Annotated in this window: 20 protein-coding genes; 13 read left to right on the forward strand and 7 right to left on the reverse strand. The window is 58.5% G+C overall.

Translation table 11 applies throughout. From position 1 onward, the window contains the following. Positions 1 to 5: 5 nt before the first annotated feature. Positions 6 to 908 carry a sulfotransferase domain-containing protein gene (locus ACR0IY_RS20700; protein ID WP_480676711.1) on the forward strand — a complete coding sequence of 301 codons (903 nt, stop codon included), beginning with the start codon at positions 6 to 8 and terminating at the stop codon, positions 906 to 908. 36 nt (positions 909 to 944) lie between these two features. Here the strand turns inward: ACR0IY_RS20700 and ACR0IY_RS20705 are convergent, their stop codons facing one another. Further along, positions 945 to 2,429, reverse strand: coding sequence for an NAD(P)/FAD-dependent oxidoreductase (locus ACR0IY_RS20705; protein WP_480676713.1), 1,485 nt, complete (start codon positions 2,427 to 2,429; stop codon positions 945 to 947). A gap of 673 nt (positions 2,430 to 3,102) precedes the next feature. On the opposite strand from ACR0IY_RS20705, the gene rfbF reads away from it, so the two are divergent. The 6 genes from rfbF to ACR0IY_RS20735 all read left to right on the forward strand — a co-directional run bounded on the left by rfbF (position 3,103) and on the right by ACR0IY_RS20735 (position 9,595). Continuing rightward, positions 3,103 to 3,876: a glucose-1-phosphate cytidylyltransferase gene (gene rfbF, locus ACR0IY_RS20710; RefSeq protein WP_480676715.1), complete on the forward strand. Its 774-nt coding sequence runs from the start codon at positions 3,103 to 3,105 to the stop codon at positions 3,874 to 3,876. Beyond that, positions 3,873 to 4,943, forward strand: a complete 1,071-nt coding sequence (locus ACR0IY_RS20715; RefSeq protein ID WP_480676717.1) for an NAD-dependent epimerase/dehydratase family protein — start codon at positions 3,873 to 3,875, stop codon at positions 4,941 to 4,943. Before rfbF ends, ACR0IY_RS20715 begins: the two co-directional genes overlap by 4 nt. Further along, positions 4,940 to 6,172, forward strand: a complete 1,233-nt coding sequence (locus ACR0IY_RS20720) for a methyltransferase domain-containing protein (RefSeq protein WP_480676719.1) — start codon at positions 4,940 to 4,942, stop codon at positions 6,170 to 6,172. The genes ACR0IY_RS20715 and ACR0IY_RS20720 overlap by 4 nt, the downstream gene beginning before the upstream one ends. Beyond that, positions 6,172 to 7,050: an NAD-dependent epimerase/dehydratase family protein gene (locus tag ACR0IY_RS20725; RefSeq protein ID WP_480676721.1), complete on the forward strand. Its 879-nt coding sequence runs from the start codon at positions 6,172 to 6,174 to the stop codon at positions 7,048 to 7,050. The genes ACR0IY_RS20720 and ACR0IY_RS20725 overlap by 1 nt, the downstream gene beginning before the upstream one ends. After that, the gene (locus ACR0IY_RS20730) at positions 7,047 to 7,448 is read left to right on the forward strand and encodes a GtrA family protein (protein ID WP_480676723.1); all 402 of its coding nucleotides are present in this window, start codon (positions 7,047 to 7,049) and stop codon (positions 7,446 to 7,448) included. Before ACR0IY_RS20725 ends, ACR0IY_RS20730 begins: the two co-directional genes overlap by 4 nt. Positions 7,449 to 7,558: 110 nt before the next feature. Then, a complete protein-coding gene (locus ACR0IY_RS20735; RefSeq protein ID WP_480676725.1) occupies positions 7,559 to 9,595 on the forward strand; it encodes a B12-binding domain-containing radical SAM protein in 2,037 nt (678 codons plus the stop codon). A 9-nt stretch (positions 9,596 to 9,604) separates the two neighbouring features. On the opposite strand, the gene ACR0IY_RS20740 is transcribed toward ACR0IY_RS20735, so the two are convergent. Together ACR0IY_RS20740 and ACR0IY_RS20745 are read right to left on the reverse strand one after the other, a co-directional pair. Next, a complete protein-coding gene (locus tag ACR0IY_RS20740; RefSeq protein ID WP_480676727.1) occupies positions 9,605 to 11,656 on the reverse strand; it encodes a glycosyltransferase family 39 protein in 2,052 nt (683 codons plus the stop codon). Next, entirely contained in the window at positions 11,653 to 12,636 is a 984-nt protein-coding gene (locus ACR0IY_RS20745) for a glycosyltransferase (RefSeq protein ID WP_480676729.1), read from the reverse strand. The genes ACR0IY_RS20740 and ACR0IY_RS20745 overlap by 4 nt, the downstream gene beginning before the upstream one ends. A gap of 243 nt (positions 12,637 to 12,879) precedes the next feature. Here ACR0IY_RS20745 and ACR0IY_RS20750 point away from each other — a divergent pair, with 243 nt between their 5' ends. From ACR0IY_RS20750 to ACR0IY_RS20775, 6 genes are all read left to right on the forward strand, one after another. Continuing rightward, positions 12,880 to 14,385 (forward strand): PepSY-associated TM helix domain-containing protein, encoded by a 1,506-nt coding sequence (locus ACR0IY_RS20750; RefSeq protein WP_480676730.1) that lies wholly within the window; start codon positions 12,880 to 12,882, stop codon positions 14,383 to 14,385. Positions 14,386 to 14,829: 444 nt separating this feature from the next. Then, positions 14,830 to 15,747: a glycosyltransferase family 2 protein gene (locus ACR0IY_RS20755; RefSeq protein WP_480676732.1), complete on the forward strand. Its 918-nt coding sequence runs from the start codon at positions 14,830 to 14,832 to the stop codon at positions 15,745 to 15,747. A gap of 1 nt (position 15,748) precedes the next feature. Continuing rightward, positions 15,749 to 16,723 carry a lysylphosphatidylglycerol synthase transmembrane domain-containing protein gene (locus ACR0IY_RS20760; RefSeq protein WP_480676734.1) on the forward strand — a complete coding sequence of 325 codons (975 nt, stop codon included), beginning with the start codon at positions 15,749 to 15,751 and terminating at the stop codon, positions 16,721 to 16,723. Continuing rightward, positions 16,720 to 18,159, forward strand: a complete 1,440-nt coding sequence (locus ACR0IY_RS20765; RefSeq protein WP_480676736.1) for a protoporphyrinogen/coproporphyrinogen oxidase — start codon at positions 16,720 to 16,722, stop codon at positions 18,157 to 18,159. The genes ACR0IY_RS20760 and ACR0IY_RS20765 overlap by 4 nt, the downstream gene beginning before the upstream one ends. Before the next feature lie 3 nt (positions 18,160 to 18,162). Next, positions 18,163 to 18,906 carry a polysaccharide deacetylase family protein gene (locus tag ACR0IY_RS20770; RefSeq protein ID WP_480676738.1) on the forward strand — a complete coding sequence of 248 codons (744 nt, stop codon included), beginning with the start codon at positions 18,163 to 18,165 and terminating at the stop codon, positions 18,904 to 18,906. Between the two features lie 94 nt (positions 18,907 to 19,000). Further along, complete coding sequence (locus ACR0IY_RS20775) at positions 19,001 to 19,972, forward strand: NAD-dependent epimerase/dehydratase family protein (RefSeq protein WP_480676740.1); 972 nt, start codon at positions 19,001 to 19,003, stop codon at positions 19,970 to 19,972. Between the two features lie 55 nt (positions 19,973 to 20,027). On the opposite strand, the gene ACR0IY_RS20780 is transcribed toward ACR0IY_RS20775, so the two are convergent. The 4 genes from ACR0IY_RS20780 to ACR0IY_RS20795 are packed head-to-tail and all read right to left on the reverse strand — an operon-like array spanning position 20,028 to position 23,957. After that, complete coding sequence (locus ACR0IY_RS20780) at positions 20,028 to 20,930, reverse strand: sulfotransferase family protein (protein ID WP_480676742.1); 903 nt, start codon at positions 20,928 to 20,930, stop codon at positions 20,028 to 20,030. A 3-nt stretch (positions 20,931 to 20,933) separates the two neighbouring features. Then, positions 20,934 to 21,173, reverse strand: coding sequence for an acyl carrier protein (locus tag ACR0IY_RS20785; RefSeq protein WP_480676744.1), 240 nt, complete (start codon positions 21,171 to 21,173; stop codon positions 20,934 to 20,936). Between the two features lie 20 nt (positions 21,174 to 21,193). After that, complete coding sequence (locus ACR0IY_RS20790) at positions 21,194 to 22,774, reverse strand: amino acid adenylation domain-containing protein (protein ID WP_480676745.1); 1,581 nt, start codon at positions 22,772 to 22,774, stop codon at positions 21,194 to 21,196. After that, a complete protein-coding gene (locus tag ACR0IY_RS20795) occupies positions 22,767 to 23,957 on the reverse strand; it encodes an MBOAT family O-acyltransferase (RefSeq protein WP_480676746.1) in 1,191 nt (396 codons plus the stop codon). The genes ACR0IY_RS20790 and ACR0IY_RS20795 overlap by 8 nt, the downstream gene beginning before the upstream one ends. Positions 23,958 to 23,968 lie beyond the last annotated feature (11 nt).

The following is a 23,968-nucleotide window of genomic DNA, read 5'->3' on the forward strand; positions in this document are numbered from 1 at the left end:
TAAAGATGACCGGGTTGCCTGATTTCCTGATCATTGGTGCCGCACGCGCGGGAACCACCGCTCTGCACAGCTATCTGCGGCAGAACCCAAATGTGTTCATGCCCAAGTCAAAAGAACCGAACTTCTTTTGTTTTGAAGGGGAAACCCTGAGGTGCAAGGGACCGGGGGCGGATTACATCAACAATTCAGTGGTCGATATTGAAGCCTATCGCGCCATGTTTACCCCCGCACCTGAGGGCAGCATATGCGGTGAGGCGTCCCCGCTTTACCTCTATTCGCCCAAAGCCCCGGAACGGATTCACCACCACGTTCCGGATGTGCGCATGGTGGTGGTCTTGCGCAATCCGATTGATCAGGCACTGTCCCATTATCTTTATGCCGTGAAACAGCGCATTGAACCTCTGGACGATTTTGCCGAGGCGCTGGAGGCCGAAGACGAGCGGCTTGCCGCGGGCTGGCAGCCCTTGTTCGGATATTCCCGGTTCCCACGTTATGCCGAACAGCTGTCGCGGTATTTCAGGCTGTTTGACCGCGATCAGCTCCTGATCCGCACCTACGAAGACTTTCAGACAGACCCGCAGGCATTGATTGCCGACATCACCGAATTCATCGGGGCGGATACCGGGTTTAGCCCGGATGTGTCCGCACAGTTCAATGCCGGGGGGGTTCCCCGCAGCCGCCTGTTTCAGGATTTCCTGATGAAGCCCAACCCGATCACCGGATTGATTGCGCGCGTCATGCCACAGGAGATGCGCTGGAAAATCCGGGATCGGCTGTCTCAGGTCAATCTCAAGCGGGGTATAGAAATGCCTCCGCGCGCCCGTGCGATATTACGGGAAAGGCTGTTGCCGGAAATAGAAACGCTCGAGCAAATGCTCGAGCGTGACCTGAGTAGCTGGCGCGCCTGATGACCTGAGCGGATATCAGGTCTTTCATCAAACGCGTCAAAGCGCGGTGCGTTTTATCCCGTTGTCGCCGAACAGGCCCTTTTTCTGGGGTTTTGCTTCGAACTCCTCGTGATACGAGCGCTCGACATTCACGTCCCATACGTCGTTCTTCTCACCCATGATATTGCGGGCGGCAAACATCGCCGACAGCATCGAGTGGTCCTGATTGTTATAGCGATGCAATCCGTTGCGTCCGACGGTCTGGAAGTTTTCAAGCGTTTTCAGCCAGTCGCTGACGGTATCCAGGGCGTCTTTGTACTCGCTGTCATAGACCGGATACGCCTTGGGTTGCCGGATGACCGCACAGTCAATAACGTCGCTGGCCTTGGCCAGGCCAAGCTTTTCAAGCTCTTCACTGGCAAGATGCTTGAGATCCTCATCCGCAGATGACCACAGGCCATCACCCTTTTGGCAGAAGTATTCCATCCCGATCGAGGCGGTATTCTGGTCAGGCAGCATTTCCTTAGACCAGGCCCGGAAGTTTTGAATGCGGCCGACTTTCACCTTGGGACTGTGGATATAGATCCAGTTGTCCGGGAACGGATCGGCATGATCCAGGATCAGGGTCACGATCAGAAAATCGCGGTACCGCAGACGATCTGCGGCCTCGACCACCTCGGGCGGTGGTGGCGGATCAAAGGCGTGGATCAGATCACGCACCGCCATTGAGTTGATGAACTCTTCTCCTTCGACACGCTCGGTGTGTCTTTCACCGTCTTCTGTCCAGTGGCGTACATCGATCGAGGTCACGCGGTTGCCATCTCGGTTCACCTGCACCACTTCGGAATGCGTTTCGACACTGCCGCCGTTTTCCCGGACCAGATCGCGGGTCTTTTCCCACATCATGCCGGGACCCTGCCGCGGGTACTGGAATTCCTCGATCAGGCTGGCCGTATCATTGGCCCCGGAAATCGCATTCCAGACCGCCTTGGGCAGGGACAGGTTCTTGATCCGCTGCGCGGCCCAGTCGGCGCGGATTTCCGACGGCGGAATACCCCAGACCTTTTTGGTGTAGCTGTGGAAGAAATGCAGATAGAGGCGCCCGCCAAAACGATTGATCACCCATTCTTCAAAGGTGTCTTCCTGCGGCTTGGGCCGGAGCTTCCATTTAATGAAGCTGCCGATGATCTTATAGGTCTCATAGGGACCGATATTGCCAAGGGCATTAAAGATACGCAGCGGGTAATCGTAGAACTTGTTGCGGTAGAAGATGCGGCTCAGGCGTTGCACGGTGATGAAATCGTCCCCCATCACCTCATGCCACATATCCTCGACTTCGCGCACTTTTGTGAAAAACCGGTGGCCGCCTATGTCAAAGCGGTAACCCTTATGGGTTTCAGTTCGCGAGATGCCACCAACCATGTCCGAGGCTTCAAAAACCCGGGGAACATGTGTGTCACTCAACTTCTGAAGTTCATAGGCTGCTGTCAGTCCTGCGGGACCGCCACCAATGATAACAACGGGAACAATATCTTTTTTCAAATGACTAACATCCGCACTAATACCACTGCCATTAGGCTACAGGAGGATACCTGAGTTTCACAACAAAATCATAATGACCCATTTTTTAGGAAACCCCGCTCGCCAAGACCTGCCCTTTCGGAGCGATCACGGATTACAGAACCACCCCCCCGAGATCGGGGTTGCATGTCGCATGCGAAGATATGTGTGGACCGGGCGCTTTGCCTGCGGGGCGCGACCTGTGTCTGGCTGAGAACCGGATCACCGTCCCTTGAGGCGGGACAGGAATTGATCCTCAACACGTTGAAAAACAATGACAGTTCAAAGCTACAGAAATTACCCACAAAACCGCGCGTAAAATTTGGGCCGTCCTCGGGCGTTCTTTTGAGGGATGCTTTGTGTCTGGCCTTTTTCTGCCCCGGCCAGAAATACGGTCAGAGCTGTGTTCCGGGCTTCTTTCCAGCTGACGCGGGTAATTCAACAATTTCACCCATCCGGGCATATTGTACATTCATTGACGTCAGGGCGTCAGGAAATCAGGTGTGTCGCGACTCGTGGTTTTGTGAATCTTGACAGAAACCCAACACTCCCGTCCTACTGGTGTCGTGTTTTTGGAGTAACAGGGCCGCATCGGGTCCAGGTTGTGGATCGGTTAACGAGTGGCTGACTTCGTTGTTAACGAGGGGTCGATTTTATGAAATGCGTTATTCTGGCCGGCGGTTTGGGAACCCGGCTCAGCGAAGAAACTGTCAATATCCCGAAACCCATGGTCGAGATCGGCGGCAAGCCGATCATCTGGCATATCATGAAAATATACGCGGCCCACGGCATCACGGATTTCATCGTCTGCCTTGGTTACAAGGGCTACGTGATCAAGGAATATTTCGCGAATTTCTTTCTGCACAGTTCAGACTTCACCATCGATCTGACCAGCGGTGAATTTGAAGTCGCAAACAGCAAATCAGAACCCTGGCGCGTGACGCTGATCAACACCGGTCAGGACAGCCAGACCGGGGGGCGGCTGCGCCGGGTCATGCATCTGCTCAAGGACGAAGAGGCCTTCTGCATGACCTATGGGGACGGCGTCGGGAATGTCGATATCCGCGCGCTGGTCGAATTTCACAAAAGTCACGGCAAACGCGCGACGCTGACGGCTGTTGTGCCACCGGGGCGTTTTGGCGCGCTGGAGCTGGATGGTGACCAGATCGAACGCTTTGCCGAAAAGCCGGGTGGTGATGGTGGTTATATCAATGGCGGGTTCTTCGTGCTGCACCCGTCGGTTGGTGAATTGCTTGATGGGGATGCCTCAATCTGGGAACGCGCGCCGCTTGAGACGCTGGCTGCAAATGGCGATCTGATGGCGTTCCGCCATAAAGGTTTCTGGCAGCCGATGGATACACTCCGCGATCGTCGCCAGCTTGAGGCGCGCTGGGAAGAAGACAACGCTCCGTGGAGGGTCTGGGAATGATGCTGGGTTCCTCTCCGAAAATCATCCTGCTTGGCAATCTGGGCTATATTGGTCCCGTGGTCGCTGCCGCCTTGCGGAAATCCTGGCCCAACGCCAATCTGATTGGCCTTGACCCCGGGTTTTTCTCGGATCGGCTGACCACGCATGACGCTTGGCCCGAACGGTATCTGAACCAACAGATCATTGCCGATATTCGGGACGTTGACGCATCGCTGTTCCAGGGGGCTGATGCGGTTGTGGCACTGGCGGCCGTCTCAAACGACCCGATGGGCGCGCGGTTTGAAACCGTCACCACAGAGATCAATCAGGACGCCATTGTTCAGGCCGCGCATCTGGCCGCCGAAGCCGGGGTTTCGCGCTTTGTTTTCGCCTCCAGCTGTTCTGTCTACGGCTTTGCCGAGGGTGACGCACGGGCCGAAGATGCGCCCCTGAACCCGCTGACCGCCTATGCCCGAAGCAAGATCGGAACAGAACGGGCGCTGGAGGCCATGAACACGCCGGGCATGCTGCGCACCGCGCTGCGTTTCGCCACCGCCTGCGGGCCGTCGCCCCGGCTGCGGCTTGACCTGGTACTGAACGACTTTGCCGCCTGCGCTGTGACCGCGGGCAAGATCACCGTGCTCAGCGATGGCAGCCCGTGGCGGCCGCTGATCGACGTGCGCGACATGGCACGGGCCATCGGTTGGGCAATCACCCGGTCCGAGGATGCCGGGGGGCAATGGCTGGCGGTCAATGCCGGGTCGGATGAATGGAATTACCAGATCCGCGATCTGGCGCAGGCCGTGGCCGAAGCGGTTCCGGGGGCCAGTTATTCGATCAATCCCGATGCCTCGCCCGACAGCCGTTCGTATAAGGTCGACTTTTCACTTTATAAGAAACTGGCGCCCGAACATCAGCCGATCCAGACGCTGACAGGTACCATCAAGGATCTGCTGCAATTGTTGAATGACATCGGTTTTGGGGATGCCGATTTCAGATCCTCGCCGCTGATGCGATTGAAAGCACTTGAGGAACATATCCGTAATGGCGTGCTGAGCGAGGACCTGCGATGGAGGATGCCGCAATGACACAACCGCTTTGCCGGCACTGCCGGGCCCCCCTGACCCAAACGCTGGTCGATCTCGGGCTTTCGCCACTGGCCAATTCCTATGTCCCGCCCGAACGTGCAGACACGGCCTGCCCGCGCTATCCGCTGCATGCCTGGGTCTGCAACACCTGCTATCTGGTGCAGGTCGAGGATGCGGTGCCCGCAGATGAAATCTTCAATGCCGATTACGCCTATTTCTCCAGCTATTCGGACAGCTGGCTGGCTCATGCCCGAACCTATGTGAACAAGATGGTCGACCGGCTTGACCTCGGGCCGGATGATCTGGTGATCGAGATCGCCTCGAATGACGGGTACCTGCTGCAGTATTTCGTCGAAAAGGGTATTCCCGTTCTGGGCATCGAACCCTCGGGCAGCGTTGCAGCTGCCGCCGAAGAGAAAGGTGTGCGCACCCTGGTCGATTATTTCGGCGAGGCGCTGGCACGCAAGGTCGCCGAAACCGAAAAACCCCCGGCTCTGATCGCGTCGGCCAATGTGCTGGCACATGTGCCCGACATTAACGATTTCGTGGCCGGGATCGCCGCGCTTTTGTCAGGCGACGCGGTTTATACGGTCGAGTTCCCGCATCTTCTGAACCTGATCAAAGAAGTGCAGTTCGACACGATCTATCACGAACATTATTCCTATCTGTCGCTGCTGGCGGTCGAGAAGATTTTCGCCAAAGCCGGGCTGCGCGTCTTTGATGTGGAAGAGCTGCCCACCCATGGCGGATCATTGCGGGTTTTCGCCTGCCTTGAAGGGGCCAGTCACCCCGAAGGCCCTGGTGTCGCCAAGGTCCGTGCCGATGAGGCCGCCGCGCAATTCGACCGCCCCGAGGGCTATATGGACTTCACCGGACAGGTTGAGGAACTGCGTGACGGGCTGCTGGCCTTCCTGCGCGAGGCAACCGCCCGAGGCGACACCGTCGCCGCCTACGGGGCTGCCGCCAAGGGCAACACGTTGCTGAACTATGCCGGGATCGGCCCGGACCTGATCTCGTACTGCGTCGACCGCAACCCGGCCAAACAGAACACGCTTTTGCCCGGCAGCCATATCCCGGTGCACGGGGTTGAAGCCCTGCGCGAGACCCCGCCCAATTATGTACTGATCCTGCCCTGGAACATCCGGGACGAGGTCACGGATCAGCTGGCCGATCTCAAAGCCCACGGCACCCGGTTCGCAACGGCCGTACCGGAGGTCAGGATCAGCTGATGGCACGGGTTCTGCTGACCGGAGCGACTGGCTTGATCGGTCGGGCAATGGCCCCGGCCCTGGCGGCCGCCGGGCATGAGGTGGTCACGCTTGGTCGGCACAACACAAGTGACATCATCTGCGATCTGCTGGACCCCGATGCCATTACGGACGCGCTTGGGACCGCCCGCGCCAGCCATCTGCTGCATCTGGCCTGGCATGACGGGCCCCGCGACCGTTGGACGTCTCCGGCCAATCTGGACTGGATGGCAGCCACGCTGCATCTGGTGCAGGAGTTCACACGCACGGGCGGTCAGCGCGCAGTCTGTGCAGGCAGCTGCGCCGAATATGACTGGTCGGTGCCGGAGTTGAGCGAAACAAGCCCCCTGCGTCCCCGTACCCTGTACGGGGCGGCCAAGGCCGGAACCGGTCTGGCGTTGTGCGCAGGTCAGAATGCGCTTGGCTTGTCACTGGCCTGGGCCCGCATCTTTTTCGTCTACGGCCCGGACGAGCCACCCGGACGGCTGTTCGGCGACCTGATTTCAAACCTCGGGGCGGGGCGGCCAGTGGATTGCACCGACGGGATGCAAGAGCGCGATTTCCTGCATGTCGACGATCTGGCACATGCACTGTTGCGATTGCTGGAGACCGATGTCACTGGTGCCGTGAATATCGCCAGCGGAACCACAATTCCGGTACGGGATCTGATTGAGGAGGTCGCAACCCAGATGCATCGCCCCGATCTGATCCGGTTGGGCGCTATCGCGCGCCCAGCGGACGACCCTGCCCGGCTGGCAGCGGACGTGACCCGGTTGCGGGATGAGGTTGGTTTTACGCCACAGCATGACATCACATCGGGGGTGACACAGGTTCTTGAAGCGAGAAAGGAGCCTGCATGAAAAACGCCCTCAGCCTTCGCAAGAAATCCTTTATGCTTTTTGCCCTGGTGGGGATTGTGAACACTGTCTTCGGGTACGCGGTTTTTGCTGCTCTGAGCTTGTCCGGGTTGCCTCCACAACTTGCTCTGATCATTTCATTTATTGTGGGCGTCGCATGGAATTTCATGACACATGCGCGGCTTGTGTTTGATACCAAAGGGTTCGGTCGGCTGCCCTTTTACCTGCTGTCATACATGGCGGTTTACATCTTTAACGCCCTGTCATTAGAGGGGCTTTTGATTGCCGGGTTGCACCCGATTGCTGCTCAGGGGTTGCTGCTTGTGCCGGCTGCCGTACTTGCGTTCATACTTATTTCCCGCGCTCTGACCCTCCGATTTCCGTGGCAACCGGAGACCTGATACAATGTCTCAAAGAGCCGAATAAAATACCTTCGAAGCCCAATCTTTCGAACGAACAGAATAGGAAGTTTCAAATAGTTTTTGTGCCAGTGCTAAAAGGATAACCGTCGATGCGTCTGTATCTAGCCGATCTCGGCCATAACCTCGTTACCGCAACATCGGACACCTACCCTTTGGGTGTCGGAAACCTCGCGACATTTGCCAAGGCGTATGCGAAAAGCCCAACACCGATTGATGTTGCGATCTTTCGTGATCCCCAGGAACTCAAAACTGCAATCGACACAGCCCCGCCCGATGTGATCGGGTTTTCCAGCTATTCCTGGAACCATCATCTGGCCCTGTCATTTGCCGATTACGTCAAGGCCATCGATCCCGGCATCCTGACCCTGATGGGAGGCCCCAACTTTCCACTGACCGAAGAAGAACAGGACAGCTGGATCCGGACGATGCCGCAGATCGATATGCATGTGCGCGGCCCCACCTATGAGGGCGAGCGCGCCTTTCTGAACACGCTGCAGCGGTTCATCGACGTCGGCGCCCACCGCGAAGGGATGTGGGACGAAGCCATCGACGGCGCGATTTTCGTGCATCCCAAAAGCGAAGAGATCCTGCGTGGCGACGAGCTGCTTCGCATCCGCGATCTGGATGAGATCCCGTCACCCTATCTTGCAGGGTTGATGGACAAATTCTTTGACACCGGCCTGTTTGCCCTGATGCAATTGGCCCGGGGTTGTCCTTTTACCTGCGCATTTTGCAACTCGGCGGTCAAATCGAACTCGAAAGTGTTCCGTCATTCCTTCGAGCGGACCAAGGCCGATCTCGACTATGTCGTGGCCCGCATCGACCATGCCAGCCCGCTTTGCTTTGCCGACGACAATTTCGGCATGTACCTGCAGGATGAAGAGGTTGCCGACTATCTGGGCCACCTGATGGATAAATATGACTGGCCTAAATACATCCGCACCACGACGGGCAAGAACCGGGGCGACCGGATCATCAAGGTGATGCGCAAGGCCAAGGGCCGGTTGCCGATGACCTCGTCGGTGCAATCCCTGAACCCGGACGTTCTGAAAAACATCAAGCGCGACAATATCAGCCTGGATACCTATGCCGAGGTCCAGCAGGAGCTACATTCAAAGGGCATGCAATCCTATGGTGAACTGATCCTGTGCATGCCCGGCGAGACCAAGGAATCTTTCATGGATGCGGTCGACAAGTTGATCGAAACCGGTGTCAGCCGGGTGGCCGCGCATCAGCTGATGCTGCTGCATGGCGCGCCGCTGGCCAACCCAGACAGCCGCGAGAAATTCGGGTTCAAAACCCTGCATCGGGTCGTCGCCCGGTGCCTTGGCCAGTATACCGGCCCGACTGTGGTCGAGACCGAGGAAATGGTCGTCCAGTCCGAAAATTTCTCGTTCCAGGATTATCTGGACACCCGCGTTTTCCATCTGCTGCTGACGATCTTCTATTACGAAGACAATTTCGAGGAAGCTTTCCGGCTGGCGCGATCCCGCGGAATCCGGCCCTTCCTGATCGTCAAGCATATGCAGGACATTCTGGATCAGGCCCCTGAACCGTTCCGGGATGCCGTGGCGGGGTACCTGGAAGAAAACCAGCAGGAGCTGTTTGAAACCCGCGCCGATTGTGCTGCCTGGGCGCAGGACAATTATGATGATCTGATCAGCGGTGAGCTTGGGGGCAATCTGCTCAGCAAATACTCGATGATCGGTCGGTTTATCGTGCTGGACGAAGCGCTTTCCTTCCTGAAACGCGCCATTGGCGATCTTCTGGATCAGGACGATCACGAGGCGCATACGATGCTCGATACGATCATCAATTACTACGGTGCCGCGATGCTGCATGTGCCGTTTTCCGAAAGTCTGGAACACGAGCCGGTCTGGAGCTCATCCTTCGATGTCGAAGCCTGGCGGAATTCGGGATATGAAGGCACGCTTCAGGATTATCAGTTCGACGCGCCACGCGATTTCCAGACACAGGTCGATCCGCGTGTGAAAACGACACTGCTGTCCCGGATCGAAACATTCGGTGAGCATGCATCAGGGCTGGGCCGGTTTACGCGGACGATGTTCGCGAATGATTTCCGGCGCAACTTCGTGGCCTCGGAAACCCAGCACGCCGCCGAATAGGCCCTCTGCCTATTCGGAATCCTTCAGATAGACGACCTCGCGATCAGGGAATGCCGCGATCACGGCTGCGTTCTGTTCTGGCCCCAGATCGCGCAGGAAAATCGGCTTGCCCGATGGCAGGAACGGATCGTTGAGGTAAAGCGCAGACCCGATTTCCCCTGTCGTAGAGACAAAAACCAGCGCATGGCCCAGATTTGCAGCCTGAGCCTGCCGCCGGATGTCACTGGAATAGCCACCATAGCCGTTGTATTTCGACACCCCCCGCCATGAGGTGAAACTGACCACCGATATTGCACAAAGCAGCAGGACAACGCAGCGCAGGCGGCCCCGGTGCTGTTCAGGCAGCCGGTCGTTGATCGCCTCGATACCGGCGGCTGAAAGGACCAGGACTGGCAGTATTGCCGTATGCCAGTAACGCGGGCCGGTATAGAACGTACCCGTAAACCAGTAGAAACACAGCGCCCCCACAAGCGCCACAAAGATCACCAGCATCGCCCGGTCAAACCCGGTCAGCGTCTTGCGCCAGATGAAGACGATCCAGACAGGCACCAGCGATCCGAATGTCCAGCCCAGAAGCTCAAGATTGAGCGACGCAATACCATTGAGCAGGTTCAGCAACCCCTCAGCAGGACTGTGACCGACCCAGATATCAAGCCCGCCCCAGCTTTTGGCGGGCGGACCCACATTGGGGCCAAAGCCGAACGCATTTTTCGTTTCGGGCCAGAACCGGCTCAGGTAATCGGATTGCGGGGTCAGCAACGGGTTACCCGTGATCCCGTAATTGATTAGGAACAGGGCCGATCCGGCAAGGATACAGCCAAAAGCGCAGGCCAACACCTGACCGACTCCTCCGGGCAGCCGACGCAACAGCCACAGGCCCGTCAGTCCGCCCACGATCAGCCCGTCCAGAGGCCGGGTAACAAAGCCCCACCCAAGGGCCAACCCGGCGACAAGGGCCAGCAGAACCGCCCTGCGCGCCGATCCCTCGCCGGCCCGGATCAGGCACCACCAGGCCAGAAGCACCACAACCAGCATCGTTGAATGCGTCATCAGCGACGCGCCAGTTGCCAGCACCCAAGGCGAAGTTGCCATCAGCAGCGCAACCATATCCGCACGGTCCCGACTGACGGCACGACGCACAATGTCATGGGCCAGCCACACGGATATCCCGGTCAGGATCGGGTTGATCGCCCAGGGTGCTCCGATCAGAACGCCCAGGCTGAGAACAACGCCCCAGCCCTGCGCCGAAACGCCCAGCCATTTGTCATCAACGACATCGAAAAGAAAGTATTCCAGCGCAGGCTGCGCCGCCTCAGGCGGGGCCGGGCTCCAGAGCGCGCCCGCCGCAAAGGTGCGTGCCTGAAAGAGATAGGCCAGTTCATCCTGAACATGGGGGACCCGGTCGAACGCAGTCCAGGCCAATGCGGCGCTGGCCAAAGTCGCAAAAAGCGCCAGAACGCCAACCGGAATACGCGGCATATGATCCGGCCCCGCCACGGCGAACATCGCAACCAGCGTGGCCATCTGGATCAGGGACAGTACGCCTCCAACGCCTATCTGCAGCCCAAAGGCCACGTAATAGCCATAAGCCACATAAGGCGTCGCCGAGAGGCCGAAGACCGCAACCAGAACCAACAGCAAAAACAGGCGGAAAATCCCCGCCCCCGTGGCAAGACCACGAAGAACCGCCCACCCCGCAGGCCGCATCAGAACAAAGCCGATCAACACCGCCTGTAGCGCCAGTATTGCCAGCATGATCAAATTTTCGGGTGGATCGGCCGAGATCTCAAGCCGTGGAAACCAAAGTGGCTGGGTCAGCCACAACCGGGCAGAGCCACCCAAAAGGACGGTCGCCCCCAGCAGGCCAAAGAACGCTTGTCCGCGAAGCCAAAACACAACCAGCAAAAGCACAGATGCCGCAATGATCGCAGCAAACCAAACCCGCATCTCGGCCAGCGTGGCATTTGTGGTCGCAGGATCTGCGGCCCAGGCCGGCCCGCAACATGCCCAAAGGGCCAACGCGGCTCCACACCACCGCAGCGGAACCAGACGGGCCATCATGCCAGACGCTCTTCTTTCGACAAAGCCGGATCCCGTGCGGGACCTTCGATATTGATGCGTTCCTGCTCGGTTACGATGGGCCCGCCGCGCACCTGATTGTGGATCGAGGTGATGTATTCCCCCAGCATCCCGATGAACAACATCTGAATGCCTGACAGAAAAAACAGAGCCACGATGATGGTCGTCGTCCCACGGGGCGCCGTATCGGGGTTGAAGAAAAAGAGCACCACGGAAATGAGCGAGAACAGAATACAGGCAATCGCGATCACCAACCCGCTGATCGTGCAGAACCGCATCGGAGCCCGTGTGAAGGAAAAGATCGCATTCAACGCCTGATCGACCATCGCCATCAGGCTGTGTTTCGACAGCCCCTTTGCCCGCGCTTTCCAGACATATGGCCTGATGATCCTGCGAAAGCCGCAGCTGGCGATGATACCACGGATGTAAGGGTAGTGATCCTTATGCGCCAATACCGCCTTGAGGACCTTGCGGTCGATCAGCTGGAACTCTCCGACCGATGGCTCCAGCCATACATCCGACAGCCCGTTTACGATTTTGTAGAAAAGCCCGCGCGCATTGCGCATCACGAAACCTTCCTCGCGGGTGCTGCGGGCCCCTGCCACAACGTCATAGCCGCTTTCCCACAACTCGACGAATTCCGGGATCAACTCGGGCGGGTCCTGCAGGTCGACCGGAAGCATGACGACAATCCCGTCGCCGGTCGCATAACGCAATCCGTTGAAGGTCGACCGGAACACCCCGAAATTGCGGGCATTGACCACGACCTTCACATCCGGGTCCTTTTCAGAGATTTCACGAAGGATTTCGACAGTCCGATCCGTCGAGGCATTGTCGATGAAGAGATGTTCGCGCCTGTAGCCCGGCAGTTCCTTATCGAAAATCGCCTTTACGGTCTCATAGCAATTTGCCACGTTGTCTTCTTCATTGAAGCATGGCGAGACAATGGAAATCGTTTTCATAACTCTATTTAACACCAAACAGCACCGCTTACCCCACCAATACCCGGGTATACTCATACCATCCCGCGAAGTTCGGGATTCGCACAACACCTAACCTTTAGAAATATCGCGCAATACCTTACGCCGACCACAACAGGGAAAGCCAAACCCATACGCCCCCGGCGAGAAATTCGCCCAACCATTGTTTCCTATGCAGTTACTCCGTTTAGTATGTCTGAGCATTGTAAACCGGCAGCCATTCAAATGAACCGCAAGATCCGCAATTCATTCTTTAAGCTCCACACCTGGATGGGCCTGCATCTGTCGCTTTTTTTCGCGTTCATGTTTCTGACGGGCACATTGCTTGTCGCCGGGTTCGAGCTTGAATCGATCGGGCGTCCGGCAATCTGGACCACCATCGCCAAAGAAGATCGCACCGCCAGCTTCGGCACAATCTATGACGGCATCAAAGAGGCGCACCCCGAAAGCGACGTGTTCGTGATCCTCAAGCGCCCAACCCCATGGTTCGTGGGGCGTGCTTTCGGGCGTACGGGATGGGGGGAACGCGTGAGCTTTTGGACAGACCCCGTGACCGGAGAAGTTGTCGAGGAAACCGGCTCTCCGGGCTTTCGCGACATTCTGCGCGATCTGCATGACACTTTCCTGACCCAGCAGCGGGTCGTCTTCATGCTGGTTTGTGCCACATCGGCTATACTGCTGTTTCAGGTCTTCAGCGGCCTCATCACCTATCGGCGTTTCTGGAAGGGGTTTTTCCGCTGGCCAAACGGTTCGGACGGCTTGCGAACCTGGGCTGGGGGCGCTCACCGACTGACGGCCGTCTGGGCAGCCCCACTGCTGATCCTGATCGCCGTGTCCAGTTTCTTTTTCCTACTGGGCAGTTTGGGGATTGAAGGCTCGGAACCGCAGCCGAAACCACTCACTCCCCGTGATACGGCCCTGCCGGCCAATTTTGACTCGGCCTTGATTGATCAGGCCGCCGCGCGTGCCCGCGCCGCTCTGCCGGGGTTTGAACCGGATGTTGTGGCCATACCCGGCAAAAAAGCGGACAGCCTTCGTTTCATGGGGCCTGTGGAGGGGCAGACCGGGCTTTTTGGACCCGGCCGCGTTCTCATCGATCCGGTGACACTTGAGGTTCTGGGTGCGTTCACACCGAATGACTCTGGCGGGATCGCCTATTGGAGACCTTTGATGAACGTGCTCCATTACGGCACCTGGGGCGGGGCGTTTTCAATGGCACTTTGGATTGTGCTTGGGCTGATCGCCTCTGGTCTTGCCTTTACCGGCGCCCTGATTTTTGCCGCCCGACTGGCCCCTGAAGCTGCACAGTCTGGCCCATTCACACGCATTTGGCGCGGTCTGGGATGGACCCGTTGGGGATATGTGATGTTGATTGCCGGTATTCTGTTCTCTGCCTTTTATCACCTTGGTCTTAATCCTCACGACCGGACCAGAGCTTTCCCGACCGATGCCCCGGCTTCGGTCGCCCGGCTGGTCATGGATGCCCCCCTACGGCGCGACACCCCCCTCGACATTGAGTTGAAGATTGGCGAGCCGGACATTCAAGCTGTGACGATTGAAATCAACGGTAGCGCCACGCAACCGGTGGCCTTCTTGCGCAATGACGATAAGGCCGCTGCCCATTTCCAGCTCAACCCATCTGACGCGGAAAACAACATCGTTGCCTACCTCCAGAAACCCGATGGCGGAGAAAGAACGGTCTCTTTCCGTCTGGGCGCACCACTGTGGTAGCTGGACTGTTGCTGACTGTTGCCAACAGGGTGCTTGAACCCACCCCTTGCGCGGTAAGGGGCATTCGCCATTTGGGGATCAAACGGCGCCCCAGAACGTTATAGGGTTCATTTTGGAAACAGTGGCTCCATTGGGTCATCGCTCATATCCAAACGCTTTTACCGGGATCCCCATGATTGAACCGACCCGGTTTCATGAATACGGCCAATGCCATCAAGGCTACTTTTGAAATACCAAACAGACTGAAAACCCGTCGGAAGCACATGCAACCTGACGCCGGAAGGACCGAATTTGGTCAAAATTATTGTCTATATTCAGCCTGACTGTGTTTGAATACTATAGGCGGCGGAGGGAATTGAGCCCGTCACACGCTGAATATCACATATGCCATGCGGATGAGGCGGGGCAGAATACATATTAAGTACGTAAAGGGTTTCCATTTTCATGAACAAGGTTGCCGAGCAGATCACCCCGGACAACACAACACCCGGTGCGCCGGACACGTCAGGCATGAGCCTGAGTGTGGTCATTCCCGCTTTTAACGAAGAAAACGCCGTCCGTGGCACTGTCGAAGATGTGCGCGCTCATCTCGAACCGCTGGGCATTCCCTACGAGATCATCGTGGTGGACGATGCCAGCCAGGACAATACCCGCGCCGAGGCCGAGGCCAGCGGCGCCACCGTCACCTTCAACGACGTCAATTCCGGCTATGGGGCCAGCCTCAAGCGTGGGGTGCGGAAGGCGCAGCATGAATATGTGGCCATTCTTGACGCCGACAGCACCTATCCGGCGCGATATCTGCCGGGCATGCTGGCCATGTGCCGGGATCAGGACATGGTGGTAGGCGACCGGGGGGCTGCGATGAAAAACGTGCCGTTGCTGCGGCGGCCTGCCAAGAAATTCCTGTTCGCCTTCGCCTCGTTCCTGGCCGAGCGCAAGATCAATGACCTCAACTCCGGCTTGCGCGTCTTTCGCAAATCCGAACTGATCCCGTTCCTGCCGCTTTTGCCGCAGAACTTCTCGTTCACCACCACGATCACGCTGTGCATGACATCGAATGGCAAACGGATGATCTATACGCCGATCGAATACGGCAAGCGGGTGGGGAAATCGAAAATCCGGCCGATCGATTTTCTGAACTTCATTATCCTGATCCTGCGCATCAGTACCCTGTTCAACCCGCTTCGGGTGTTCATACCGCTGGGTCTGGCATTCTTCACGTTGGGCACGGTGAAGTTCATCATTGATATGTTTTACTGGAACCTCAGCGAAACCGCGGTGTTCTCGTTCCTGGCGGCGATCATGATCTGGTCGCTGGGTCTGATCGCCGACATGATCTCGCGGCTGCATCTCAGACCCTGACATGAGCGGCAAACTGTTTTCCGATCCAAATCAACGGCGCTGGCTGATCCGGGTCGCCGGGTCGGTGCTGGTGCTGGCGATCCTGTTCTGGATCCTCCCGGCCGAGGCGATCGTGTCGGCGCTGAAGTCTATCCCGATCTGGGTCTTCCTCAGCGTGCTGGTTCTGTTTCTGCTGGCCCATGTGGGCGCGGCGTTGAAATGGCGGCTGCTGCTGGGGCACGGGTTTCCGGCCCCTCTGGCCATCCGGGCGCATTTTGCGGGGCTGGCCGCCAATCTGTGCCTGCCCGGCGCAATCGGAGGCGACACCGTGCGTGCCGGTTTGGCGCAGGCAGCAATGAAGGACGGGGCACGGGTCGTTGCGGGGGCCACCGTGGACCGGCTGATCGACATGGTTGCCCTGCTGACCCTGTCCTGTCTGGGGCTGGTGCTGACATGGGAACGCGCTGAGGGCGGGCATATGATCTGGCCGGTGGCGCTGGTCCTGCTGGCGGCGCTGGCGGGTATGGTTGCGCTGCCGCGCCTGCTGCCCCTGCCCTGGCACTATATCCCATCCCTGCCCGGCAAGGGGTTCGCCCATCGTCTGGCCGATGCACTGGCCGGGATGGGGCGCAAGCCGGGTACGCTGGCCGTTGCCTTCATCGCATCGGTTCTGATCCAGCTGTTGCTGGTCCTGCTGGCCTGGTGGCTGGCCATCGCGGCAGGTGTCGATGTGGCAGCGGGCCCGTGGATATTCGCCTGGCCGCAGGCCAAGATCATCGCGGTTCTGCCGGTATCCCTGAACGGACTGGGCCTGCGCGAAGCGACGCTGGCCGGATTTCTGGCCCCCTTTGGCGCCAGCGCCCCAGCCGTCGTGGCGGCCGGGCTGGTCTGGCAGGTTGTATTGTTTACAGCGGGCGGGTTTGGCGCGCTGGTTCTGACCATGTCCGGGATGCGGTTCAGCGCCTCGGCGAATTCCCAAAAGGAAGAGTGCAAGTGACGGATGTTTCCCGACCCAATGGCAGTGACACGCCTGAAATCATCATACTGGGGGCTGGCCCCGCCGGTCTGGCTGCCGCCCATGCCCTGACCGGGCAGGCCAAGGTGACCGTGATCGAACGCGCGCCTGTTGCGGGCGGCAATTCGGCCTCGTTCCCGGTCGAAGGGGTGATCTGCGATTATGGCTCGCACCGGTTTCACCCGGCGGCAGAGCCCGAGGTTCTGCAGGACGTGAAAACACTGCTGGGCGAGGACCTGTTGTTGCGCCCGCGGCACGGGCGCATCCGACTGGGTGGTAAGTGGATTCACTTCCCGCTGAAACTGACCGATGCGCTGATGCGCCTGCCCAAACCCTTTGCCGCGTCGCTGATCGGGGACATGACCCTGAAACCCTTCCGCAAGAAAAGCACCGGCCCCGAGACATTCTCGACCGTGCTTTATGACGGGCTGGGGCCGACGATTTCGGACAATTTCTATTTCCCTTACGTGCGCAAGCTCTGGGGGCTGGACCCCGACAAGCTGGCGGTCAAGCTGGCCGAGCGTCGGGTCGGCAGCGGATCGGTCGGCAAAATCCTGATGAAAATGATGCGCCTGCTGCCGGGTTTGCGCAGCGAAACGGCGGGGCGGTTCTTTTATCCGCGCAAGGGGTTCGGGCAAATCTCGGGCGCGATGCAGGACAGCGCGGAAAGCAACGGGGCCACCTTCCTGTTCAACACCGAAATCACCGGGATCGACCGTGACGGCGACCGCATTACCGGGCTGACGATCCGCGAGGGCGACGGCGAACGGCACCTGACCGGCGATCTGATCCTGTCGACCATTCCGCTGACCGGGTTGACGCGCCTGATCGATAACCCTCCGGCGGAGGTGGTCGAGGCCGCCCGCGCGATCCGGTTCCGGGGCATGATCCTGCTGTATCTGGTGCTTGAGACCGACCAGTTCACCGAGTTCGACGCGCATTACTTCCCTGAGCTGTCGATCCCGATCAGCCGGATGTCAGAGCCCAAGAACTATAACGCCAGCGCCGAACCAAAAGGGGTAACGGTGCTGTGCGCCGAACTGCCCTGCGACCCGGATGAAAAATGGTGGTCCATGTCCGATGAAGAGCTGGGGCAGGAGTTCACCAAATGGCTGGGCCAACTGGGTCTGCCGGTCACAGTCCCGGTGCGCCGCTGCGAAACCCGGCGGCTGAGCCATGCCTATCCGGTGTATGATGTAGGGTACGAGGCGCGGTTCGATACGGTGGATCAGTGGCTCTCAGATCTGGACGGATTGCTCGTATTTGGACGTCAGGGATTATTCGCCCATGACAACACGCATCACGCTTTTGCCATGGCCTATGGCGCGGCGGATTGCATCGACGGCAAAGGTCAGGTCGATCGCGCGAAATGGAACCGGTATCGCGAGGCCTTTGCCACCCATGTGGTGGAAGACTGACCCATGACCGCCTGGCAGGCCGATATCCTGATGTATCATTCGATCTCGGATGCGCCGGGGCCAACTTCGATCGCGCCCGAGGTGTTCAAAGCCCAGATGCAGGCGCTGGCCGCATCGGGCCTGCCAGTCGTGACACCCGATGCGTTGGTCAACCCGCCCGACCCCCGCGTGGTCATCATCAGTTTCGATGACGGGTTTGTTGATTTCGCCGATACCGCCTGGCCGATCCTGCGCGATCATGATTTCTGTCCGATCGTCTATCTGCCCTCGGGCCTGATAGGGCACACGGACAGCTGGGCCGGGGGCCACATCCCGCCCCGTCCGCTGATGGGCTGGGACAGGATCGAGGCGCTGGCCGGTGAAGGGGTCTGTTTCGGCGCGCACAGCGTCAGCCACCCCGACCTGTCAACGCTGGACCCGGAAACGCTGGAGGAGGAAGTGACCGGATCAGGGCAGGACATCGCCGCCCGGCTTGGCCAACCCGTCCGACATTTCGCGCCCCCTTACGGGGCATCGAACAACAGCGTGCTCAGACAGATCGCGCAGCATTACGACACTTCGGTCGGTACAAGGCTGGGCGTGGCCGGACCGGCGAATGACCTCTACGACCTGCCCCGGCTTGAGATGTTCTATTTCACCGATATCGCCCGCTGGCAGGCACATCTGGCCGGGCGCGGCAAAGCTTATCTGGCGGCGCGTAAAATGATGCGGGGGGTGCGTGCGGCGATACGCGGGAAACCGTGGTGAACAGGTCTTTTTCCTCCTGCGGCTATAGCCGGATACGCAGGGCGGGTTGTACGATCCGGTATATTGGTTTTCAACAAGTGACAGGTACGAACAAATGCATATTCTGGTTACCGGTGGCGCCGGCTTCATAGGCTCTCATCTGACGGAACGGCTGATCCGGGATGGCCACACGGTCACGGTCCTTGATGACCTCTCAACCGGGCTGAAGGCAAATCTGGCCGCTGTTGCGGACCACCCGAATTTTACATTCACGGAAGGCTCCATTCTGGATCGCCAGACGGTCGCCGATCTGGTTCGTCCGGCCGATATCGTCTTTCATCTGGCCGCCGCCGTTGGTGTCAAACTGATCATGGACGAACCTAGCCGCTCGATCCTGACCAATGTGACGGGCACTGAAAACGTGCTGGATGCGGCTTTGGCGGACAAGACATATACATTTGTCGCCTCCACATCCGAGGTTTACGGGAAAAGCACCAAATTCCCGTTTCGGGAAGACGACGACCTGACCATCGGTGCCACGCGTAACCTGCGCTGGTCCTATGCCTGCGCCAAAACGCTGGATGAGTTTCTGGCGCTGGCCCATGCGCGGGAATCCGGCCTGCCGGTCACGGTTCTGCGGTTCTTCAACACCACCGGACCACGGCAGACCGGGCGCTATGGCATGGTGTTGCCGAATTTCGTGAAAGCCGCGCTGGAAGGCGCACCCCTGATGGTGCATGGCACCGGCGAACAGTCGCGCTGTTTCGGCCATGTGGCCGATGTGGTCGAGGCACTGGGGCTGCTGATGAACGCGCCGCAGGCAAAAGGCGAAGTGTTCAATATCGGCTCGAGCGAAGAAGTCACGATCCGTGCCCTGGCGGAAAAGGTCATAGAGCTCACCGGGTCCCGTTCGGAAATCCGCTATGTCCCCTATGACGCGGTCTACCCCGAAGGGTTCGAGGATATGCAGCGCCGGTTGCCCGATGTATCAAAGCTAGAGCGCACCATCGGTTTCCGCCCGAGGCGCACGCTGCAACAGATCATCGAGGACATCGTCACCGAAATGCAGCATCCGGTTTCCGCCTGATCGGTCGGGCTCCAGGTCATCAGATTTTGATGCCAGCCCCTAAAACGGACCCCCTCTACCGGAGCGATTGCAGCAGCAGCCCGGTCAGATATCTGTCCCGCGCACGATTCTGATCCTGCGTCGCCACGCCCTGCACCTCGTCATATCCGGTGCGGCTCAGAACCGGGTTCACAATCGGGGCAAGCATGCCAATCGTATCCGGCGACAGCTTTTTCCAGCGGGCAACGCTGTCATCCTGCACCGCGCTTTTCGAGAAGGTCTTCCAGTCACTGAACCCCTTGGGATCGCGCTCCTGCAAGGCCGCTTCCAGCATATTGGCTTCGAACTCTTCACCCAGGTTGTTCAGGACCGTGGCCAAGGCTGCCTGTGGATCTGCCACCAGGTCTTCGTAGCGGATGATCTGGGCGTTGTCCGGGTGGCGCGCAGCAAAGTCACAAATGGCATCGGTACTGTCGCGCCAAGCCAACGCGAAAGCCTCCAACAGCCGCGGGGTGCGCTTGACGTAGTCATGAATTTCATCCGGGATGGACTGCGCCTTGACCACCCAGTCGAGCATGGAACACGCAACATCCAGACCATGCCGGACAACACAGATGAACTGCGCATGCTCGGCGCAGAGCCGTTCGATTTCACGCACGTGAAAGGCGTCAATGGCGGTTTTCTCGACCCAACGGGACTTGCCTTCCTTCGTTGCGTGCTCGTTGTGGAACTCAAAGGCAAATTTACGAAGGCGCGCGATGATCTCGTCCTCGGAAAACCCCAGAAACCCAAGCCCGTTCAGAACCCCCACGTTCAGCCCGTCCACAACGGGGGCCTCGCGCAGGAAACGGGCGCAGGCCGACAACAGATAGGTCTCGCCCGGCGCTGAAATGTTCGAATGCCCGCCCAACAATCGCCGCAACAGGGTCGACCCCGATCGCGGGCAGCTTAGAACGATGATCCCCTGCGTGTCGGCCATCGGTTACACCCGGGTTTCAGCGAATGCGACGATCCGGTCCACGGTATCCAGATTATCCAGCGTGATATCCGAAGGGCTCATACGTGTGCCGAGGCTCTGTTCGATAAACGATACCAGATCGATCATCGCGAACGAGTCGATCAAACCGTTACTGAACAACGGGGTTTCCCCGCCGATCTCGGACGACGTCACACTGTGTATGTTCGTCAGATATTCAATGACTGCGCCCTTTGTTAATGCCATCTATTCCTCCAAATTCGACCTTACAAAAGCTCGGACAACGCGCGGCGATCTATTTTCCCATTGGTATTATTCGGGAATTCGGCGACGGCGACCAGCTTCTTTGGCAGCATATATTCGGGAAGGTCCTGCGCGATGGCTGCCCGGGTGGCGGCCTCATCGAACGCGGTACACTCGACAAACGCAACAAGCCCCTGTGGTTGTCCGTCCCGGATCGGCCAGCCAAGGACGACAGATCGCGACGCGCCGCTGGCCCGTCGGACAATGGCTTCGACCTCGCCCAGCTCGACCCGAAAACCGCGGATTTTGATCTGGTGATCCCGCCGCCCGATATAGTGGATCGGCTCATGCGCGGTTGCGGGACGCGTGACCAGATCACCGGTGCGATAATAAAGCTCATCGGTTTCGGGGTGGGTCACGAATGCACCCGCCGTCAATTCTGGATCACGCCAATAGCCTATCGCGACCTGCGGGCCGCTCATCAGCAACTCTCCTTCCGCGCCGGGTGCGGCTTCGGAAAAATCCGGGTTGGCCACAAGCGCGGTCATCCCGTCGAAGGGCGCGCCGATCGGCACAGTATCACCAAGCTCGGCCTGATCATCGAATTCGTACCATGTGCAGGCCAGCGTAACTTCGGTCGGGCCATAGATGTTGTGCAGTGGCGCATTTGGTGCAGCCCCACGCCACGCACGCGCCGTTTCCGACAAAAGCGCCTCGCCGCAAAAAAGGCTCACTCGGATATTCGGAAAACGTCCCGGCTCAAGCTGTCGCAACCGATCCATGAGGGTTGCCAGTGACGGGACCGAGAACCAGACGGTAATCCGTTCGCGGGTGAGATACTCGACCGGCAGGGCACGGTCTTCTTCGGTCGGCACGCACATGCACCCGCCAACCTTCCATGTCATGAACATGTCGAAGACAGACAGATCAAAGCTGAGATCGAACAAGTGGGTAAAGCGATCACTGGCCGAAAGATCCAGACGGCGTTCTGCGACCGAAAGGAAATGGGCCACATTGGCGTGGGACACCGCAACGCCCTTTGGGGCACCGGTACTGCCAGAGGTATAGAGGATATAAGCCGGATCCGTCACCGGCGGCACAGAGGGTTTCAGCGACGGGGCGACAGCCGGGACGCCAAGAACCTCATGATCGGGATAGGATTTTGCCAGATCGGACACATCGTGGCGATCAGCGAAAATCAATGTCAGCCCCTTAAAGCCCTGAACGATATCTTTGACCAAAGCTTCGCGGTCGCGATCGATGATGACGGATCTACAGCCGGAATGACCCAGCATGAAGTTCAGTCGATGCACCGGCATTTTCGGGTTGAGGGGAACATAGCCATTCCCTGCAAAAAGCGCGCCCAGAATCCCGGCATATGTTGTGATGCTGTGGGTCGCCAAAATAGCGGTCAAACGGTTGTCGTCGATCACAGCGCCTTCACAGGCGCTGGCAATGCCCTTGGCCCGTTCCAACAGGTCGCCATAGCTGACCTCGGTGCCTGCTATGGACAGCGCCGGTGCGTCGGGAAATGCCGTGGCAGACCGCAAAAAACCGCTGCCCAGCCATGCGCTATTTGTGATCTCACCGAATGCACTATTCATATCTGATACCGAATAAAGCTAAGAAAACGCGCAGTGAATCCCCCAAGTCGCCGCCCATGGAGGAAAAGGCGTAGCTTCCCGACACGAACGCAAAGGTAAACAGGATACCCTGATACCTCAAAGGGCTCTGTGCAAGCTTGCGCCACCAGGGGAACTGGCGCGCATATCGCGCCCAGGTCATGTAAAGCGAAACACCCGTTGCATGATACAGGCCCCACATAAGCCAGCCGGCGGTGGCGCCATGCCACAATCCCATGACTGTGAACGTGGCAAAAACGGCCGCATAGGGCGTTCGGGTCCGCGCCAGCACCGGAAGATAGATATAGCTTTGGCACCACCCGGCCAGCGTCATGTGCCAGCGGCGCCAGAAATCCTGAATATTGACGGCCAGGATCGGCCAGTTGAAGTTTTCCATGATGCGGAAACCGAACAGCCGCGAGGCACCGATGGCGATGTCCGTATAGGCGCTGAAATCCAGATAGGCGTACAGATAGGTTATCGCCAGAAAGGCCCAGATCTGGGCTGCGCTGTAGCTGTCAAAATGAGTCAGCAACCGCTCGGCACTGGTGGGCATGATGCTGGCAAAGAAAACAGGATTCAGCAGCTGCGCCAGCAGAAAAACCTTGATGAGCCCATGAATGATACGGGTCAGACCATCGACGGCAAATTGCCGATCCCAGGTCTCGGACGTGTTGGCGATGAAATGGTCAAATCTTTCGATCGGGCCAGCGGTGAAAATCGGGAATAGAAAGATATAGCAGAAAAACCGCGACAGCGACCTGTCCGTGATGTTGCCGCGCGCGACCTCAATCGCATAGTGAATAAGCTTGAATGTGAAGTAACTGATCCCCAGCGGGGCGGCGATGGCCACCCCGGGCGTGGCCTCAGCCAGAAACTGGATCAGAGCCGGAAGGTATTTGTACCAGAAAAGATAGGCGAGGATGACACCCACAAGCGCCAGAAGGGTCAGGTGACCGCGCCTGTTATCCGCAACCGCCTGCGGGGCTAAATAGAAAAACACCAGCACCCACCCGATCAATATCGTTGATCCGACCGGCTCCAGCCATGCCAGGTAGAGATATGAGGCCGACGCAAGGAACGCAAAGCGAAATCTCTGCGGCAGGTTCCAGTACACCAGTACCGTTGTCGCAAGGACCAACCAGAATATCGGGCTTTGGATCATCCGGGCACCGC

Source organism: Ruegeria sp. BC1, from assembly GCF_056539305.1.

Coding starts and splice junctions, on each gene's coding strand:
- ACR0IY_RS20720 (WP_480676719.1), top strand. CDS start 4,940: ATGACACAACCGCTTTGCCGGCACTGCCGGGCCCCCCTGACCCAAACG.
- ACR0IY_RS20790 (WP_480676745.1), bottom strand. CDS start 22,774: ATGAATAGTGCATTCGGTGAGATCACAAATAGCGCATGGCTGGGCAGC.
- ACR0IY_RS20750 (WP_480676730.1), top strand. CDS start 12,880: ATGAACCGCAAGATCCGCAATTCATTCTTTAAGCTCCACACCTGGATG.
- ACR0IY_RS20760 (WP_480676734.1), top strand. CDS start 15,749: ATGAGCGGCAAACTGTTTTCCGATCCAAATCAACGGCGCTGGCTGATC.
- ACR0IY_RS20730 (WP_480676723.1), top strand. CDS start 7,047: ATGAAAAACGCCCTCAGCCTTCGCAAGAAATCCTTTATGCTTTTTGCC.
- ACR0IY_RS20770 (WP_480676738.1), top strand. CDS start 18,163: ATGACCGCCTGGCAGGCCGATATCCTGATGTATCATTCGATCTCGGAT.
- ACR0IY_RS20745 (WP_480676729.1), bottom strand. CDS start 12,636: ATGAAAACGATTTCCATTGTCTCGCCATGCTTCAATGAAGAAGACAAC.
- ACR0IY_RS20740 (WP_480676727.1), bottom strand. CDS start 11,656: ATGATGGCCCGTCTGGTTCCGCTGCGGTGGTGTGGAGCCGCGTTGGCC.
- ACR0IY_RS20785 (WP_480676744.1), bottom strand. CDS start 21,173: ATGGCATTAACAAAGGGCGCAGTCATTGAATATCTGACGAACATACAC.
- ACR0IY_RS20735 (WP_480676725.1), top strand. CDS start 7,559: ATGCGTCTGTATCTAGCCGATCTCGGCCATAACCTCGTTACCGCAACA.
- ACR0IY_RS20775 (WP_480676740.1), top strand. CDS start 19,001: ATGCATATTCTGGTTACCGGTGGCGCCGGCTTCATAGGCTCTCATCTG.
- ACR0IY_RS20700 (WP_480676711.1), top strand. CDS start 6: ATGACCGGGTTGCCTGATTTCCTGATCATTGGTGCCGCACGCGCGGGA.
- ACR0IY_RS20795 (WP_480676746.1), bottom strand. CDS start 23,957: ATGATCCAAAGCCCGATATTCTGGTTGGTCCTTGCGACAACGGTACTG.
- ACR0IY_RS20715 (WP_480676717.1), top strand. CDS start 3,873: ATGATGCTGGGTTCCTCTCCGAAAATCATCCTGCTTGGCAATCTGGGC.
- ACR0IY_RS20755 (WP_480676732.1), top strand. CDS start 14,830: ATGAACAAGGTTGCCGAGCAGATCACCCCGGACAACACAACACCCGGT.
- rfbF (WP_480676715.1), top strand. CDS start 3,103: ATGAAATGCGTTATTCTGGCCGGCGGTTTGGGAACCCGGCTCAGCGAA.
- ACR0IY_RS20725 (WP_480676721.1), top strand. CDS start 6,172: ATGGCACGGGTTCTGCTGACCGGAGCGACTGGCTTGATCGGTCGGGCA.
- ACR0IY_RS20780 (WP_480676742.1), bottom strand. CDS start 20,930: ATGGCCGACACGCAGGGGATCATCGTTCTAAGCTGCCCGCGATCGGGG.